The organism is Kitasatospora sp. NPDC001261 (assembly GCF_042896795.1).
Lineage (GTDB): Bacteria > Actinomycetota > Actinomycetes > Streptomycetales > Streptomycetaceae > Kitasatospora.
The window spans coordinates 15,010-32,455 of the sequence record NZ_JBIAXP010000021.1; the positions used below are offsets into that span (position 1 = coordinate 15,010).

16 protein-coding genes are annotated in these 17,446 nt (G+C 69.7%); 3 read left to right on the forward strand and 13 right to left on the reverse strand.

What is annotated here, in order from left to right:
* Nucleotides 1–25: 25 nt before the first annotated feature.
* The 8 genes from ACFY4B_RS26515 to ACFY4B_RS26550 form a co-directional block, all read right to left on the reverse strand.
* Nucleotides 26–334, reverse strand: coding sequence for a hypothetical protein (locus tag ACFY4B_RS26515; RefSeq protein WP_387971737.1), 309 nt, complete (start codon nt 332–334; stop codon nt 26–28).
* The gene (locus ACFY4B_RS26520) at nt 324–1,781 is read right to left on the reverse strand and encodes an ATP/GTP-binding protein (RefSeq protein WP_380436276.1); all 1,458 of its coding nucleotides are present in this window, start codon (nt 1,779–1,781) and stop codon (nt 324–326) included. The genes ACFY4B_RS26515 and ACFY4B_RS26520 overlap by 11 nt, the downstream gene beginning before the upstream one ends.
* Nucleotides 1,778–3,310, reverse strand: coding sequence for an SCO6880 family protein (locus ACFY4B_RS26525; protein ID WP_387971742.1), 1,533 nt, complete (start codon nt 3,308–3,310; stop codon nt 1,778–1,780). The genes ACFY4B_RS26520 and ACFY4B_RS26525 overlap by 4 nt, the downstream gene beginning before the upstream one ends.
* The gene (locus ACFY4B_RS26530; RefSeq protein ID WP_387971744.1) at nt 3,310–5,307 is read right to left on the reverse strand and encodes a hypothetical protein; all 1,998 of its coding nucleotides are present in this window, start codon (nt 5,305–5,307) and stop codon (nt 3,310–3,312) included. The genes ACFY4B_RS26525 and ACFY4B_RS26530 overlap by 1 nt, the downstream gene beginning before the upstream one ends.
* The gene (locus ACFY4B_RS26535; protein WP_380436270.1) at nt 5,285–6,067 is read right to left on the reverse strand and encodes a hypothetical protein; all 783 of its coding nucleotides are present in this window, start codon (nt 6,065–6,067) and stop codon (nt 5,285–5,287) included. Before ACFY4B_RS26535 ends, ACFY4B_RS26530 begins: the two co-directional genes overlap by 23 nt.
* Before the next feature lie 10 nt (nt 6,068–6,077).
* Nucleotides 6,078–6,401, reverse strand: coding sequence for a hypothetical protein (locus ACFY4B_RS26540; protein WP_380436268.1), 324 nt, complete (start codon nt 6,399–6,401; stop codon nt 6,078–6,080).
* Nucleotides 6,402–6,477: 76 nt separating this feature from the next.
* On the reverse strand, nt 6,478–7,494 hold the full coding sequence (locus ACFY4B_RS26545) for an NlpC/P60 family protein (RefSeq protein WP_387971748.1): 1,017 nt from the start codon (nt 7,492–7,494) through the stop codon (nt 6,478–6,480).
* Nucleotides 7,495–7,504: 10 nt separating this feature from the next.
* Complete coding sequence (locus tag ACFY4B_RS26550) at nt 7,505–8,155, reverse strand: hypothetical protein (RefSeq protein WP_387971751.1); 651 nt, start codon at nt 8,153–8,155, stop codon at nt 7,505–7,507.
* 1,082 nt (nt 8,156–9,237) lie between these two features.
* Here ACFY4B_RS26550 and ACFY4B_RS26555 point away from each other — a divergent pair.
* From ACFY4B_RS26555 to ACFY4B_RS26565, 3 genes are all read left to right on the forward strand, one after another.
* Complete coding sequence (locus ACFY4B_RS26555) at nt 9,238–9,750, forward strand: XRE family transcriptional regulator (protein ID WP_380436262.1); 513 nt, start codon at nt 9,238–9,240, stop codon at nt 9,748–9,750.
* Between the two features lie 213 nt (nt 9,751–9,963).
* On the forward strand, nt 9,964–10,614 hold the full coding sequence (locus ACFY4B_RS26560; protein ID WP_387971754.1) for a hypothetical protein: 651 nt from the start codon (nt 9,964–9,966) through the stop codon (nt 10,612–10,614).
* A complete protein-coding gene (locus ACFY4B_RS26565; RefSeq protein WP_387971756.1) occupies nt 10,611–11,792 on the forward strand; it encodes an MAB_1171c family putative transporter in 1,182 nt (393 codons plus the stop codon). Before ACFY4B_RS26560 ends, ACFY4B_RS26565 begins: the two co-directional genes overlap by 4 nt.
* A 73-nt stretch (nt 11,793–11,865) precedes the next feature.
* On the opposite strand, the gene ACFY4B_RS26570 is transcribed toward ACFY4B_RS26565, so the two are convergent.
* The 5 genes from ACFY4B_RS26570 to ACFY4B_RS26590 form a co-directional block, all read right to left on the reverse strand.
* The gene (locus ACFY4B_RS26570; protein ID WP_387971759.1) at nt 11,866–13,158 is read right to left on the reverse strand and encodes a hypothetical protein; all 1,293 of its coding nucleotides are present in this window, start codon (nt 13,156–13,158) and stop codon (nt 11,866–11,868) included.
* On the reverse strand, nt 13,155–14,321 hold the full coding sequence (locus ACFY4B_RS26575) for a ParA family protein (RefSeq protein WP_387971762.1): 1,167 nt from the start codon (nt 14,319–14,321) through the stop codon (nt 13,155–13,157). Before ACFY4B_RS26575 ends, ACFY4B_RS26570 begins: the two co-directional genes overlap by 4 nt.
* Before the next feature lie 686 nt (nt 14,322–15,007).
* Nucleotides 15,008–15,817 (reverse strand): hypothetical protein, encoded by an 810-nt coding sequence (locus ACFY4B_RS26580; RefSeq protein WP_387971764.1) that lies wholly within the window; start codon nt 15,815–15,817, stop codon nt 15,008–15,010.
* Between the two features lie 184 nt (nt 15,818–16,001).
* A complete protein-coding gene (locus ACFY4B_RS26585; protein ID WP_387971767.1) occupies nt 16,002–16,235 on the reverse strand; it encodes a hypothetical protein in 234 nt (77 codons plus the stop codon).
* 292 nt (nt 16,236–16,527) lie between these two features.
* A complete protein-coding gene (locus tag ACFY4B_RS26590; protein WP_387971770.1) occupies nt 16,528–17,433 on the reverse strand; it encodes a phosphotransferase family protein in 906 nt (301 codons plus the stop codon).
* Between the last annotated feature and the right edge of the window lie 13 nt (nt 17,434–17,446).

Consider the following 17,446-nt stretch of genomic DNA (forward strand, 5'->3'; position numbering starts at 1 on the left):
ACGTTTCCTCTCCGTGCGGGGCGGCTTACCAGCGCACCCGGTCGGCCGGGTAGACGGCGAAGCCGTCCGGGCAGGAGCGCAGGACGCACGGCTCCCCGAAGAAGGCGGTGGCACCGGCGGTCAGAGCGTCCCGGTCGGCGCGGACCGGCAGGTCCGGCAGCGCGTCGTGCTGCGGCTCCAGGCAGTCGGTGCAGACGTAGGACACCCACCAGCCGGTGGGCACGGCCTTGCCGCGCCCACCGGGCAGGCGGGGCCTGGCGCTCTCGAGCACCAGGCGGCCCAGCAGGACGGCGGCCGGCACGTGGACCGGGCGCGGCGGCTCGTCAGGCAGCATCGGCCAGCTCCCTGTCGAACGCGTCGGCGTCGTCGGGCGCCAGCTGCTCGGTCATCGCGTTGGAGGAGAAGCACAGCAGCTGCTCGGTGTCGGTCAGCAGGTGCTGGACTCCGGGGTAGACGGTCTCGCCGACCATCCACAGCGCGACGCCGCGGCGAAGGCGCGGGATGTGTCCGGCCGTCCAGGCCGGCAAGCCGAGCCGGGCGACCACCGCCTTGGCCTCGTCCGCCTTCATCGAGTAGATGACGATCGTGTCGGCCATCTTCAGCGCGGCCGCCGTCTCGGCGCTGTCGTCCACGTCACTGAGGTGGTGGACGATGAAGATGCAGCTCAGGCCGTAGCCGCGGGCGAACTTGAGGAACTTCTCCAGCAGCTTCGCCAGCTGCGGAGTGCCGAGGATGTGCCAGGCCTCCTCGAAGATCAGCAGCCGCTTGCGCTGGTTGTACTGGGCGCAGCCGGTGGCGGGGTTGCCGCCGCGGCGCCAGGCGCCGGAGGCCTCGTCGGTGGTGACCCGCTGGTGGGTGTCCGGCGCGGTGCCGCACTCGCACTCGCCGCGCAGCCACACCTCCTCCAGGAACACCGAGATGACGGCCATGAGGATGGTCATCGCCACGCCGCCGGAGGGCACCCGCGCGAGGTCGAAGACGATCATCAGGGCGTCGAGGTCGACGTTCAGCGACGTGGGCCCGTCCAGCATGCCGACCAGGTCGCCGCCGCCGTTGACGTCGTCCTTGGTGCCGCCGCACAGCCGGTCCAGGACGTAGGAGGTCTCCAGGCCGTCGGCCAGCAGCTCGTCCACGGTGCGCTTCTTCGCTGCGGCGTCCTGCTCGGAGGGGTGCCGCAGGGCGTACGCGACGTCGGGCAGGGTGGCGACCCGGCCCTCGGCCTCGCCGCGTTCGTTGGCCCGGCGCACCGCGATGCGCAGCGCCGAGCCGGCGAACTCGTCCAGGGCGCGGCCCAGGCCGAGCTCCACGATGGTGCGCACCAGCTCCACCTGGCGCCGGCCGGAGATCGCCGGGTCCAGCGGGTTGATGCAGGCCGATCCGGGGCCGCCGCCGGGGACGAACTTGATCGGGTCCTTGCCGGTGAGCGCGCGGCACACGGCCGCCCACTCGCCCTCGCCGGACTCCTTCTGCTCCTTGGTGTCGAGGACGGCGATCTGACGGCCCATCCGGGCCTGGCGCAGCGCGTACGTCTTGTTCAGGGACGACTTGCCGCGGCCGGTGTCGCCCATGACCAGCATGTTTCCGCCGGGCAGGCCGTCGCCGAAGATGCTGAACGGGCAGTAGACGAAGGCCTTCCCGCTGAACAGCTCGCGGCCGATGACCACGCCGGCGCTGCCCAGGGTGGGCGGGGCGATCGGCAGGTAGAGCGACTGGGAGGCGCGGGTGGTGGTGTGCAGGGGCCGCCGGACGGTGGTCGGCGAGGTCGCCAGGAGCAGGCTCATATCCGGATACCTCCGCCGAACGGCAGCGTGTTGAAGATCGCGCGGTGGTGCTCGAGGTCGAGCCACTCGATCCCGAGGTGGGAGCTGCGGGACTTGGCGGTGGTGTCCCGCTTGGCCTTGGCGAGCTCCTTCTCGGTGCGCGCCGAGACGGTGATGTAGCCGACGATCGCCGAGCCGGCCGCGCCGGAGGCGGCCAGCTCCATGCCGCGCTGGCTGGCCCGGTCCCGGGCGATCACGTCGCGGGGGTCGATGTTCTTGCCCTTGCGCAGGTCACGCTGGATCTCGGCCTGGTTGTTGGTGTCCTCGGCGAGCATCCGCTTCACGGCTCGGTCGTTGGGCTCCAGGTGGCTGGTGACCGCGACGGTGCGGATGATGTCCGGCAGGCCGATCAGCAGCGGCGCCAGGAAGTCCGGGCCCACCGGGGTGGTCGGCCAGGACACCACGGCGGCGGTGGCGTGGTACCAGCCGGTGGGCGAGTCCGCGGCCCGGGCCCGGAAGTAGCGCTCGTCGCGCACGTCCACCTGGCGGGGGAAGGCGTGCTGGAGAGGGAGGGTGTCGTCCCAGATCGCGTGGTCCGGGTCGTAGGTGTTGCGGATGATCGCGGTCATCGTGCCCAGGTCCACGGGCGCGACCACGCGCAGCTCCGCGTCCTCGCACCGCGCCCACAGCTCCTCGGCGGCGGCCGACATGACGGCGAGGATGCCCTCGTCGCCGTCACCGCGCTCGTGCGCCTCGGCCGCGAAGTCCTTGCTCCAACTCGCGTAGGCCACCACGTAGTAGCGGTGCTCCTCCGCCGAGGTGCTCACGGCGTTGGCCAGCGCGTCGTAGGACTTGTCGAGCCAGGCGGGCACCTTGGCGGTGGCCGGGGAGGCGGCGCGGGTGGCGACGTACTGCTGGTGTGCCTCGGGGTCGGACTTGAGCTGGCGGGCCAGCACCGAGATCCGGTCGATCGGGTTGTCGGCGGAGTTGCCGAAGCTGTCGAGGAGCTCGCCCCACCGCTCCAGGGCCAGGGCCTGCTCGGCCCGGTCCTTGCCGGCGTGGCCGCGCGAGGAGACCTCCAGCGCGATGGTGACGCAGCCCAGCTCGGGCTGGAGCACCACCGCGATGTCCTGCCCGCGCACCGAGCCCGTCAACGGCCGCATCGAGGTGATGCCCGGAGCGGGCTCCAGCGCGGCGGCCGGCGCGGTGCCGTCGCGCTGCACCCCGGCCTCGATCGCCGGAGAAGTCCACACCCCGCCGGTCGTGCGCATCGTGCGCTTGTAGTCGCGCTGGATCCGCCACCACTTGTAGTAGGTGCGCCGTGCTGCTGCGCCCTTGGGCTTGTAGGGCACCAGGACGGTCAGCACGGCCAGTACGACCGGGACAGCGATCGCGGGGATCGCCAGCACCGGGGTGCCGGAGAAGATCCAGCCGCCCACCACCGCGATCGCTCCGGCGCCGACCAGCAGCACCTGCTCCCCCAGGTCCCGCTTGCCGACCAGGCCGGTCGGCCTGTCCTTGCCGAAGACGTAACTGCTCTCGGCGGCCATCAGTGATCACTTCCTTGGGGAATCGCGGGGCCCGCTGCGGGCGCGCTCTGCGCGGGCGCCGGGGCGGGCGCGGTGTTCTGGACGGGGGCAGCACCGGTGCCGGTCCGGGCCGCGGTCGGCGCGGCGGGTCCCGGCACCGGTGCCGGGGGCGTTGCCACGGCCGCCGCGGCGGGGGCCGGAGCACCGGCCGGAACGGGAGCTGCGGCGGGTGCCGGAGCCTGGGCCGCGGTCGGCGACGGGGACGGGGCGGCGGTGCCGGTGGTGACCGTGGACGGCCCGGCCGGGTTGGTGGGCGCTGCGCTCGGCTGGCCCGACGAGCTGGAGCTGGACCCGGAGCCGGAGTCGGACCCGGGGGTGGGGCTGGACGGGCTGGCCGTGCTCGGCGACCCGGCTGCCGTTCCCGGCTGGGAGGGCACCACGGACGGGGTGCTCGGAGCGGAGGTCGCTGTGCCGCTGAGCGTCGAGGAACCCGTCGACGGCCCGGTGGTGTCCGCGGCTCCGTCGCCGGCCGGGGTCGAGCCCAGCGCGGTGGCGGCGGCGTTGGTGCCGGTCGCCACAATCGAGCTTCCGGTGGGAGTCCCCCCGGTGGCAGTGCCAGGAGCGCCGGTGTCCGTCGGCGCGGGCGCCTCGGCGCCGGTGCCGGTGCCGGTCGGCACGATCGAGTCGCCGGCTCCGGCAGAGCCGCGCACCGTGCTGGGCATCGAGCCGTCCTGCCCGCCTTCGCCACCGGTGCCTTGCCCGGCACCGTGGTCGGGGATCGTCGCGGCGTCGTTCACCTTGTTCTTCGCGATGTCCATGCCGGCCTTGGCGGCCATGGCCGCTGCGGCGACCGGCCCGCCGGCCGCACCGGCGGCACCACCGGCACCTGCACCGGCGCCCGCTCCGGAGCCGCCGACGATCGAGCTCTGCATCATCCGCGCGTTCATGGCCTGCTGGCTCGCCTGGACCGGGCCGGGGATGGCCGCGACCGGGCCGGCCTGGGCGGCGGCCTTGCGGGTGTGCATCAGGTGCGCCATGTCGTCGCCAAAGCTGGGCACCCACTTGTAGAGGGTGGCGGAGGAGAACACGGCGAGGAACATCATCAAGGCGCCGACCAGCACGGTGCTGGCGGTGTCGCTGTCCGTCTTGGTATCCGAGTTCTCGATGCTGGCGGCCAGCCCGAACAGCGCGAACAAGATGGGCTTGCTCAGCAGCAGCGCGAACAGCATGCCGACCCACTTCTTCGACCGGCCCCACAGGTCGCGGTCGACCAGGCCGCTGTTGACCAGCGGACCGAGCGCTGCGCCGATGTACAGTGCGCCTGCGCGCACCAGCAGCTCGATCCAGACGAGCAGCGCGGCGACCATGATCCCGAGGAAGATCAGGATCATCGCGCTGGGTGCGTTGGAGCCCGTCGCCGAGATGGCCTTGGTCAGCGTGTCGATGAACTTCTTGCCCTCGTCCACCGCGTTGCCCGCGAACACCTTGGTCAGGTCGTCGACGATCTGGTTGAGCAGCATCAGGACGGCGGGGGTGAACGCGGAGACGAGGACCTGCAGAGCGAGCAGGCCGATCGCCTCGGACATGGCGGTGGCGATCGAGACACCGCGCACCGCGCGCTTGGCCACCGCGATCAGCCACAGCACCACGGTCAGGATCGCGCTGGCGGCGAAGATCAGGGCGTACTGCTTGAGGAAGCCCGGGTTGGTGAAGTCGACCTTGGACGTCGACTGCATCAGGTCCATCACCTTGGCGAGGAACCACTTGGCGCCCTCACCCATCTTCCCCGCGATGAACCCGAACGGGTCGGAGACGAAGGAGGCGACACCGGTGGCGCCGCTGACCACGTCGCACACGGTCGAGACGCCGGGGATGTCGCACACCGCGGGGTCGGCCTGAGCCGTGGGGGCGGTGAACAGGAGCATCAGCGAGGCGAGGACCCCGGTGATGCCGGTGGCCGCCAGGAGGCGCCGCAGCCGTCGGCGCGGCGTGGCGTCAGCCTGCGAACGGCGGAGCACCCGCGTCACCCCCCAGGTCTCGGAAGGAGTTGGGCGAGGAGGGCTGACCGGTGGTGGCCTGCGGGACCAGCGCCGCGGAGCGGGTGATCGACACCGCCTTCCAGTCGCCGCCCGTCCAGGTCAGCGTGTAGTTCCAGGTGGAGAACTCGCTGGTGGGAGGCATCTGCGAGCCGGTGGCCGCCACCCCGGTGACCGCCACGGTCCACAGCTGCACGGTGGCGACGTCCGTACTGAAGGAGGAGACGGTCGCGGAGAGCACCGCCTGGCGGTTGATCAGCGGGGCGCCGTCCTGCGTCTGCCCGTTGGCGTTGATGCCGAGGTTCGTCATCGCGTTCTGGCTCTGGCTGTCGATGGTGGCCAGACGCTGCGCCAGGGCGTCGGGGGCCATCACGACCGCGCTCACCTTGTGCCGCACGTCCGGGTTCGCGAGGAAGCCGGCCGTGGACTGGGCGATCTGGTAGTTCGTGGCGGCCGACTTCGCGCCGTCCTCGGTGCGGGCGTACCCGACGGGTACCCCGTCCTTGAGGTGCAGGCCGCTGGAGGAACCGGTGCCGGTCCCGGTGCCGGCCGCCGCAGCCGGTGCTGCGGCGGGGCCGGCGGGTGCCGGGCTGGTGTGCGAGCCGCGAAGGCCCGCGGTCACCAGCCCGGCCGTGACCAGGACGGCCACCAAGCCGGTGCTGATCTTCAGTGCCCGGCGGCGCGGGCGGGGGGCGGGCGCGGCCGTCCACGACCGCTCATTGGTAGAAACGTCGCTGGTCATCGAGGCCGCCTCAGATGCCCATGCCGTAGACGATGCTGACGATGGTGGCGCACGAGGCGACCAGGAAGATCCCGACGAGGCCGCCGACGATCTGGCCCTTGCCGGTGTCGGTGTGCATGGTGCTGTTGCCGGAGCCGACCCAGCCCTTCGACTTGGCGATGCCGAACAGGAAGGTGCCGACCGAGATCGCCAGGACCAGGGCGGCGATCACCGCGAGCAGGGTCTTGGAGGTGTTGCCGACGGACCCGAACGGGCCCCAGGACGGCTTGACGCCGCCGACCACGTCGCCGACGCCGTCGGCCAGGTACTGCATCTTCGCGCCCAGAGCAGGCATGGTGAGATCCCTTCGGGGAGGAGGACTCCGCGCCGGCGGTGCGCCGGACGGGAGAGTCGAGGGGGTGGGCCGCGAGCTACCCGATGTGGCGCATCGCGACGATGGTGTTGATCGGGCCGGCCGAACCGGTCCACTGGGTGAGCGGGGTGATCCGTACGACGGCCCCCGTGTGCGGTGCATCGATCACCTGGCCGCCGCCGATGTACATCCCGACGTGACCGGGCTGGGAGGCCGAACCGTCCGACCCCGGGGTGAACAGCAGGTCACCGGGGGCGAGTTGGGACACGGAGGCGACCGGGGAGCCGACGTTGACCTGGTCGTAGGTGGTGCGCGGCAGATTCACGCCGGCCGCGGCCCACGCCATCTGCATCAGCGAGGAGCAGTCGCAGCCCTTGGCACCGGTGAACGGTGCCTGGCAGGTGCCGCCCCACTGGTACCAGGTGTTCAGCGCGGTCTCGGCAGCGGCGATCGCGGTCGCAGCTCCGCCGGAGCCGGGCGGCAGCGGCACCAGGCCGCCGGTGGACGCCCACTTGGTGGCCAGGTCCCGGATCTGCTTCACGTAGTCGCGGGTCTCGGTGTACGGGGGGATTCCGCCGTACTGGATCACCGCGCCCGGGCCCGCGTTGTACGCGGCCAGCATGTTGTCGGTGCTGTCGCCCGGGACCTGCTTGACGTCGTTCGCCAGCGCGCAGTCGTAGGCGACCGCGGCCGGCACCGCGTCGGCCGGATCCCAGATGTCCTTCTTGCCGTCGCCGTTGCCGTCGACGCCGTAGGTCGCCCAGGTGCCGGGCATGAACTGGGCGATGCCCTGTGCGCCGACCTTGCTGGTGGCCAGCGGGCTGAAGCTGGACTCCTGGTAGAGCTGCGCGGCCAAGAGGCTGGGCGTGACCTGCGGGCAGCCCTTCGCGGTGGCGTTGGTGATCAGGGTGCGCAGCCAGTCCGGGACGGGTGCGCTGCTGGTGATGCCACCGCCGGGCCCGTTCAAAGTGGCGGCGCTGGCACCGCCCGCGCCGGCCAGCATCATCAGCAGGGCGAAGATCCCCCCGCAGAACAGGGCGACGACGACGGCGGCGGAGATGGCGATCTTCTTCACGCCGCCCGCCTCACGCGTACGGCAGCGCGATCACGCGCCACCGCCCGTCCGTGCCGCGTTCCAACTGGACGGCGACCTGCTCGTCCTCCGTGGCCGCCTTGCCCTGGGCCGGGGTGACGGTGACCCGGTAGAGGACCCGGGCCAGGGCGCTGGTGGCGCTCGGTGCCGGGGCTCCGTCGGGCACGGACACCTTGGAGACCGTGGCGACGACCACGGCCTGGTCCTGGCTCCAGCGCTGCCACTGGGCGGCGGAGGAGGGCCGGGCCATCGACAGGGAGGCGCCGAGGTCGGCGGAGGCGAACTCGGCCGCGCGCTTGCCGGCGTCGGTGAACGCGGTGTCATGACCGGGCCGGGCATCGTGCGAAGCCCAGGCCGTGACGAACTGGGAGGCGGCCTGGGCGGCGTCGGCCGGCAGCCCGGAGCCGTCGCTCGCGGCGGCCGAGCCCGCCGGCAGCGGGATCGTCCCGGTGCCGGGAACGGCCGGGCCGCTCGCGGCGGCGCTGGAGGCACCGGCCGATGAGGGGGCCGCGGCCGGAGCAGCCGTCTGGTGGCTGCTGCTGGCCGAGCCGCAGGCCGCCAGCGTCATGCCGAGCGCGGCGATCAGCGCACCGGAGGCCGCAGCGCGCGGACATATACGGAGGAAAAGGGTGTCTGAAGGCATGGGTGGTCCGTCTCGGGACGCGAAGAGGGCAGGAGAAGAAGGGGAAGGCGCGGGAGCCTCCGCCGTTCTGGGGGCGCCGGGTGGTCAGCACGGCGCCCCCAGGTGCTCGCCCCGGCCGGACGGCGTGGTCAGCGCCGGGCCCGAGGCCGGGGGTCATCGCGGTGCGGGCACGGCCCGAAGGCCGTGGGCCGGCCGGTCAGCGCAGAGCGCTCCGGCAGCAGAGGCGGGTCGGTACCCGGAGAAGGCCGACGAAGCGGCGCGCGGCGGCGGGCATCGGCTCCCCGCGGCCGGAGGCGGGCGACGGCACCGAGGCCGGCCCTGCCGTGCGGGGGCCCGAGGCGAGGGCACAGGAGGTCATCGGTGCGGTCGGCGGAGTCGGCCTCGTGCCGCACCGGACGGTGTGCGCCGGCTGCCCGGCCACGGCCACGTCTTTGCGCAGGGTGGGTCGCATGAAACACTGCCCTTGTCCAAGGGATCTTGACCGAATCGCTTCCTAGGGCTGGACGGTCGAGGACCCAGTGGTCCGCAGCTCCGAGCAGGAGCCGCGTCCCGGTGCCTGGGGGGGTGCTACCCCCTAGGCACCGGCCTTGCTGTGGGCTGCGGTCCGCGCTGTCGCGGCAGATTCGCCCCCCTGCCGCACCCCGCCTGATGGCACAAGGCAACTGGATGGAACTGCATACCCACCAGTTTTAGGCCATCTAGTCGGCTAGATGCGGCGTGCTCGAAACATACGTTGCCCCCCACTGTCGCTGTCAAGTCCCATCACACACAGTGATATTTGCAGCTCTACGGCAAGGGGGGCCGTCGGCGGTATCGAGGGGCCGGGGGGCGCTCTAGGCTGGCGGGAGCAAGGATTTCGCAGTCTGCTCGGCTCCGATTGGATGTCGCCCGACCATCACCCTCCGGTGATCACCGGAGTCAGGCGGGCCTCGGGCGGCAGCGGCAGATAGCGAAGATCCACAACAGTTGGCTAGATGAACTTCGCGCCAGGTGTAGCGTTAGGCGTCTAGACGTCTGGATAATGGGGATCGTCAAGGAATCAACATCGAGGCCAGCCAGGCCTAAGGAGTGGTGATCGCGGGATGGGTGAAGACGCCCTCGTCGGGACGGGCACGCTCGCGCAGCGGCTCGACTACCTGATCCGCACCCTCCACCCCGAAGGTCGCGGCCCGTACGGCTACATAGAGCTCGCCGACCTGATCAAGAAGAACGCCGCCGCGGACGACGGCCCCACCGTCTCCCACGGAACCATCCAGAGCATCCGCTCCGGCAAGGTCACCAACCCCGGAGTCGACTCGCTCCGGGCCCTCGCCTCATTCTTCGGCGTGCCGACCGGATATTTCACCGATGACGAAGTGGCCGAAGTGGTGGTCGCCCGGATCGAAGAGATCAGGGACGGAGCCGACAAGGCCGCGGCCGGCGACGAGCTCGCCACCGTGCTCGAGGACCAGCAGGTGCGCGCGCTCACGCTGCGCCTGGGCGGCCTGTCGAAGAAGGCGCTGAAGGCCATCACCAGCGTCGTCGACGGAGTCCGAGCGGGGGAGGGGCTCCCCGCGGTCCCCGAGGCCAACGCCCGAAAGCGCCGCAAGGACTGAGTCGGAAATCACATGTGAATTCGGTCGAGCTATTTTGACATCGAGTCACATAAATTACGGTTTTCGATCTCCACAAAACCCCCTTAAGCTGCTTCTGATCTCATGCGGAGCAGCTGTTTCCGCATGTCGTTGCGCAGGCCACCGCGCCGCGCGCCGAGCAGCGAGGGAGCCATGAGCTGGTGGTGGAGACGGGACCGACCTGACGCCTGCGCCTTGATCGCCCGCGACCTCGCCATCCCGCAGCCCTTCGAACTCGGCACCTTCTGCGATGCCATCGAAGACCAACGAGGCCGCCCCCTGGTCCTGCTGCCGCTGGACGGCCCGCGCGACCCCGAACTGCCGTGCGGAATCTGGCTCGGCCTCGACGTCGCGGACCTCGTCTTCTACGAGGGCGGCGCCCCCGACATCCTCAAGATCCACATCATCCTGCACGAGATCAGCCACATGCTCCTGGGCCACGTCGCCCCCGAGCTGGACCCCGCCGATCCCGCCCTGGCCGGCATCGCCGACGCCGAGCAGTACTTCGAGCGCACCCTGGCCCGCACCTCGCGCGCGATCGCCGGCGTCGACTCCCCCGACCTGCCGATCGCCTCCGTCATCCGCGCCGAGGCCGCCCGCATCCGGGCCAGCATCGCAGCCCCGCGCCCGGCCGACGAGGCCATCGGCTTCTCGCCCGAACGCATCCTCCAGCTCCTGGGCCGCACCAAGTACGACTCCACCCAGGAACGCGATGCCGAGCAGCTGGCCACCCTCATCCTCGAGCGCGCATCGCGCAACGAAGCGAACCCGAAGTCCCATCGGGCCGGCTCGGCCGCCATCCTCGACCGCCTCAACGACGCCTTCGGGCACCCGGTACGCAAATGAACCCTGGCAAGATCGCCGTCCTGGCCATGCTCTGGACGGTCACCTTCTGGCGCCTGCCCTCCGCGATCCGCGTCCCCAAACAGCGGGCCCTGTGGGTCGGCTTCGCCGCCCTGGCCGTCGTCTCCACCATCGGCATCCCCGCCGTCTCGCACGCCATCGACCACGCGGCCGGCATCACGAACCTGGCGATCCTGCTCAAGCACCTCATCGGGATCATCGACTGCGGCGCGGCCCTGGAGTTCGTGATCACCATGGCTCGCCCCGACCTGGTGACCAGGATCCGCAAGCCCCACATCATCCTTGCCGTCGCCGCGGCCGTCTCCCTCAGCGTGCTCTTCGTCCGCATCCAGATGCCCACCGAAGTCGACGACTTCTACGAGGCATACGCCGGCTCCTGGTCGGCCACCACCTACGCCGCCGTCTTCATCGGCTACCTCGGCGTCGTCATGACCGTGGCCACCTGGCTCTTCTGGAGCGCCAGCCGCAACGCCGGCGCCGCCTTCCTGCGCACCGGGCTGCGCGTCCTCGCCGTCGGAACCGCGGTCGGCGTCCTCTACACGGCCTTGCGCATGATCCAGATGTTCGCCCAGCTCGTCGACGTCGACCTGATCGACGCGAACCTGATCAACAACGTCGAGTGGGTGGCGATGGCACTCATCCTGATCGGCAACAGCATCCCTGCTGGCGGTGTCGCCGCCCGCGCGATCCGCAACCGCCGCCACCTGCGCCAGATCAGCCCGCTGTGGTCAGCTCTCACTGGCCAGGTCCCCGAGATCGTCCTGGCTCCCACCAAGCGGCAGAGCCAGCGCCTCCGCCTTCACCGGCTCGTCATCGAGATCCGGGACGCCAGCCTCGCGCTCACCCCCTACGCCGACGACCACGTCCGCGCCCAGGCCCGCCAGGCCGCCCAAGACCAAGGCCTCCATGGCGACGCCCTCGACGCGATGGTCGAGGCCCTGACCCTCCGAGCCGCCCACGCCGCCAAAAGCGCCGGCAAGCCCCCCGCCGCCATCAGCGACCAGGCCGACGGAACCCCGCCCGAGGGAATCGACTTCGACGCCGAGATCGTGCGCCTGCACCATCTCAACGAGGCCTACCACTCCCCCGCAGCAGCCGCCTTCGCTAGGGCCTACGCTGTGACGGCACAGGGCCCTTGCCCCGCCAACACGACTGAGTGAGGCAAGGCAAGGACCCCGTCTGGCGCAGTGCCGGGTCCAACTGAGCTTCATGCTCAGAGAGTTCGCTTGTGCACTACTGGATGGTGGTCACCTCGGTGAACTTACCGAACACCTCGGTCAAAGCTGGCACCTCTCCAGCCAGGCCGAGCAGGTACTCCGCCAGCACAGCACTGACGATCTCGTAAGGCTTTGCCGGGACGCCCTGCATCGAGTCCATGACGTCGATCAGCCGGCTGAACCGAGCGTTGACATCAGCGCGCAGGGGAATCTTCGCTCGGTAGTGAGGCAGGCTGTCGCTGTCTTGGTCGCTCTTGATGTACTTCCGGTAAGCATTGCCCCGCTGGGCGAGTTCCCAGACGTACTCCCGCTCCGCCTCGAGGTTGTCCAGGTCGGTGCCCTCCGGGTCGAGCGGGCGGAGAACCGGCTCCAGGGCTGCATCGACGTAGTGTGCGGGAGTCAACCGGGGGCGCTGGCTGGTGAGCTTCTTCAGCAGCGCCTTGTCCGCTACGACCTGAGCACCGACCTGATCGGCGAGAAGACCGTACAGGTTGACGTTGCGGCTCTCGAACTGCAGGGTCGCCAGCTGACCTCCGCTGTACACCCCGAGCAGCGCAGCGTACCGGGGGGCCCGCATAGCGAGCTCTTGCCCGGCCTCCTCGTTGCGCGGCCGTGGCCGCTCCGCATCGAACGACTCGATCGGCCGGCGACGTCCGGGGCGGCGAGCAGGTGCGGCAACGGACACCGAAGCGGAAGTTCTCACGGCGGGGGCGTACCGGGGTGTCCACGTAGGGCTGTCGGGGGCCTGCGGGGTGACGTCTACCGAGGCGTTCGACTCGATCTTGAGGCTGGTGGTCTGGTCGGCGGTGCCAGCTAGTGCTCCCGATACGGCAGACCCATTCGCGGACTCGTCCGACAGGTCAGTGCTTCGCTCCGCGGTGGCCTCCAGAACCGGCGAGGTAGCCGTAGCTGGCGTGCTCGGGGGAACAGCCTGGCCCTCCGTAGCTGTGTCGGCGACGTCTGCCTTGACGCCAGCGGGCACCCCGAGGCCGGCGGCTGCGGGCTGCAGGGCCGGAGAAGCCGAAGGCTGCGCGGTGATCATCTCGGGAGCGACCGCCTTCACCTCCTCGGTGGGCTCGCTCACCTGGGCAGGGACTACCGCCGCAGGGGCCTGGGGGACTGCCGGCTTAGGGGTGAAGCCGCGCGTGGGCGGCTGATAGTCGTCTTCCTCATCATCATCGCCCCCGAAGTCTGCTTCGGGGATCACCTGATGAGGCTTGATGGTGGACCTGCTCGTGGGCTGCTGGGAGGCTCCGCCCCCGCCGCGTGCAGCCTTCGTGGTCGTGCTGTTGGTGGTCGACTTGCTCACGAGGCCCCCTGCATCTGCTGGTCACGAAGGTTGGTGGTGTGCTGGCGGACGCGGCCCAAGAGCACTCGCGCCAACTGGGAGTAGTCGTCAGCGAGCTTGGCCGAGGCCTCTGCGTCCGCGTAGCGGCCGTTTTCGTCCCGCGGTCGCGGGACAGCAGCGCCACCCGCATCGAGCAGTTGGCCAGCGGCGGCGAGTGCGAACTCGCGTGCCGGGCGGCCCTGGTTGCGACAAAGGGAGGCGAGCTTCCGTGCGTCGCGGATGTACTCGTCGAGGATGATGTTCGGATCCATCCCGGCTGCCGACAGCATCGCTGCAAGCTTGTCGCGAGGATTCGTCAACTCGGAGGTGGCTTCGCCGTCCACCTTCCGGAACCCTACGAAGACAACTGCTACGAGGTCCACCTCCGGGTTGAGGCGGCGGTTACTCCGGACCAGGCGGGCAACGGTCGCCACGCCGCGGAGCGCAGCGTCATCGGTGTTGTGGATGGGTGCTACCAGGTGGGTAGCCGCGGCCACGCCACTTCGCTGGACAGCCTTGTCGCCAGGAGCGAAGTCGATCACGATCCAGCTGTACAGGTGGGAGATCTGCGCGAGCAGCAGTGCCAGCAGTAGGAAAGCCGCAAGGCCGTGGGTGTCCTGCAACTTGCCGAGCCGCGTCGGGATGTCTGCACACCACTTGCCGGAGATCGCGAAGTCCAGGAACGGCCGGATCTCCTTGACGACCTTCAGGTTCCCGTCGTTGGTGATCGCATCCCGCAGGGCCTTGCCGTCGTCGTCGATCTCCTTTAGGAGGCGCCTGACCTCAGCCTGGGCCTCCTCCTCGGTTCCGGCGTGGCTGGCGAGGACATGCTCCTGGATCCTGCGGAGGAGACCGAAGTCGGTCTTGCTGTCGCCGTTGTGGTCGAGCTCCAAGTACAGAACGGGGAGCGCCGACTTGCCTCGCTTGGACCGGAGCGACTGCTCCTCGGCGAGCATGTACGCGAGGTTGGTGGCAAGGGTGGTCTTGGTCTCCCCGCCCTTGCCGATGGTCACCCCGATCACCTTCTGCAGGTAGGGGCGGAGCTGTTCCACAAGCTCCTGGAGCATGTCGTCACCGGACATGTCGTCGAAGCTCGCAATAGCCTCAAGTCGACTGGCTAGGCCGGTGAATTCGTAGAGTTCCAAGACTTCTCCGCTGTAGCGAGACGGCCGCGAAGGCCAAACGCCACCCCACCTGGAGGGGAAGCGCCGATAGCTGACCGGACTGCGTGTCCCTTCGTTCTCGGCGGTGACCATACACGTAGGGGTCGGCTCATGTCACGCTGCATCAGATATCGGCGCGGCGTGGGCGACCGGGCATCGAATCGCTTTCGCTTTCGGATTCGAACTCCAACCTTTTTGGTGACCTTGTCGGCGGGTAGAGAAGTTCGATCTCTCCATTTGCGTGAGACCTAGTGAATGAAGAACCGATGGAGGATCTGGCGTCAGCCCCACTGGCTGGATCGGACGAAGCTGCCTGCTGGTGCAGTTGGGGGGGTGAGTGTCGGAGTGAGTAAGTGAGTGAAGTATGTGACTTTGTGAAACATGCAGGTCAGGCCGCATTTTGCTCTTTCTTTACTAATGACAGGTTCGCGGCAAGTTCCCTCATGGTGCGATGTCATGGACTCTTCACATGGTCGTGCTGCACCTGACTGGCGACAGTGTCTGGGCTGATCGCACTTGCGAGGCCGCGTCGGCTGATGGTCACTGCCGAAGTTTGACTCGGTCTCGGCGGTGAGCCCCGCGTGAAGGCGCGGAAACGGCGCGAGAAGGCGGTGCCCAGAATTCGTGAGGCATCCATTTTGGGGCTCAAGCGGGGGCACGTTCTGGACCTACCGGAGCTCATCCGGATCGGGCAACGCCTCGGCCGCAGCAACGGCTGCCACCGCCTCGGTGGTCATCGTCAAGGAGCCGGGGCGCTCTCGACTGAATCGGCGAAAGGCGCGCGTCGAAGCAGTGACATAACGATGGAGCCGTGCCTGCTGCGCAGGGGTGGCGCAGTCAGCCATGGTGATCTCGACCTCGTCAAGCCAGTCCTGCAGATCCTCGTCGTCAGGGAGTTGCTGGCGACACGCGATAAGGCGAGAGGCGACTGCGTAGACGTGAGCGTGCAGCCCTGCTGCGGCTGCCTCCCGCCGGCGGGACTCACGGAGTTCCCGCTCGACCTCGGCTTGCGCCTTGGCGAGGGCCTCGGGGGTTCGCCGGATAGCCAGGCCGTCAGGGGTCGTCATGTTGGCGGACCGCATCCGCGCGGCACGGTTGTAGGCAGCGCTGGAGGCCCTCACTGCAAGGGGCTCGGCAAGCTCAGCCCACTCAGCGCCGGCGGCGCGTGCATCGTCTACTGCTGCCAGTTGGTGGCGGTCGAGGTTCTCGCGCAGGTGCTGCCACAGACGCACGCGGATAACAGCGGCTTTCCGGCGAGTCGGCGCTGGGGTGCTGCCGAGGTCGGTCGAGTGGCGCTCTGCCCACAACAGCGCGCTGTACAGCTCACCGTTGTCAGGCATCGAGTCCGCAGAACTGAAGCGCTCGTGAATCTCCCGCAGCTCCTGGACCAGGACTTCTGGCCTGCGGAGGTCGAGTCGCACGGGTGGCTTCACCAGCGGTGCGATGGCGGCTTGCTTGCGTGCGCGGCGGGACGTCATGAGTCCGATCGTGGCGATTCACAGTCTGTGAATCAACCTTGCCGACGGGCGCGCCTGAAATCTCCGGAGCAGCAGGGTGATGAAAACCCCAGGTCAGAGGGGTGCAGGGCGCTACATGATGCCGGTCCACTTCCAGGAGCGACTTCCGTGCCTACCGCGCAGACAGTCAGTGCGGTGCTGCGCTTCACGGCGCCACTCGGGGGTGGTGCACCGCGTGCCGGGCCGCATAGCTGACCATGCGTAGCTCGCGGGCGCCGGCCAGGACCCCGTACCCACTCCAGGTAGTGACGTCGTATCCGTAGAGCTCGCAGAACTTGGTGTAGTCGTTGGCGGTGACGGCTCCGGTTGTTCGGGCCCTTACCGCGGTGGAGGTGAGGTCCCATTCGCGGGGGCCGATCGAGAAGCGTTCGAAATCCATGAGCAGCGGGCCGACAGGCGTCCTGAGGATGTTGCCGGGTCAGGCGTCGCCATGAACTGGGGTGATGGCATCGCTTGCAGCGAGGCTGGCTGGCCAGGCCTCAGCGAGGTCTCGCTGAAGGGAGAGAGACGATTGGCGGTCGCCTGCTGGAAGCGAGATGGCCGCCTGGAGGCGCTCGGCGATCCTGACGAAAAGCTCGGGCCAGCCGTCGGGCGCTCGGCGAGGGCGCGCGGCCGGGCCGCAACTCCTTCCACCCAGCCGGGTGGCACGGGCCGTGACGGGGCCGTACGACTCAGAGAATGCTCCACCGCCGTTCGGTGTCGCCGCTGGCAACCTGACTGATGCGGCGCTGAACCTCTTGATGGGTGACGCTGCCCGGTACGGCGCGCCTCGCATTGGTGGTGATCATCCGGAGTTCGCGCAGGGCGGCCAGGACGGGGTAGCCGGACCACTCGGTGATGTCGAGGCCGTAGCGGGCGGCGAAGGCGTTGTAGTGAGCTTGGCCGTATCCGAAGCGACGGCAGTGGATCTCGATGGTGGTCAGATCCCATTCGGGCTGGCCGAACGAGGCGGTGTCCCAGTCGCACAGGACTGCTGCGCCGGCGCCGTCGTGGAGCGCGTTGCGGTGCTGGGGGTCGCCCTGGACGACCGAGGGCTCCAAGAGGTAGGCGACGCTGCCGAGTCGGTCTTCGAGTTCGTCCACCCGTCGACTCAGGAGGTCGTGCTCGTCGGGGGTGAGTACAGCGGCGGTGGCCAGGGACCGGCGGATGGCGGCGACCGTGTCCAGGACGGGCAGTCGGACGGGCGGGTCGGTCAGCTGGTGGAGAGTCCGCAGCGGGCCGGCGAGCTGTTCGGCGGAGACCGGGTGCTGTGGCTGGGGCAGGTAGGTCCAGACCGTCGCGAGGTGGCCGTCTGCCTCGATCGGCTGTTGCACGGGGTGCAGGCCGACGGTCGGGAAGTCCAGTCCGGTGAGCCAGACGACCAGGGCAGTCGTGCGGCGTACAGATTCAGGCGGTGTGCCGAGCCGGGCGATCTTGAGCACGACCCGCGCCGCAGGCAGGTGGTAGACCGCGTTGGTATGGCCGCGCAGCAGGACGGCGCCCGCCGGGTCGAGGCCGACGGTGCGGCACGTCTGGTCGAGAACGGTGGCCAGGCGCGCGGGCGTGTACCCGCCGGCAGTGACTGCGGTGGTGGACATGTTGGTCAGGGTT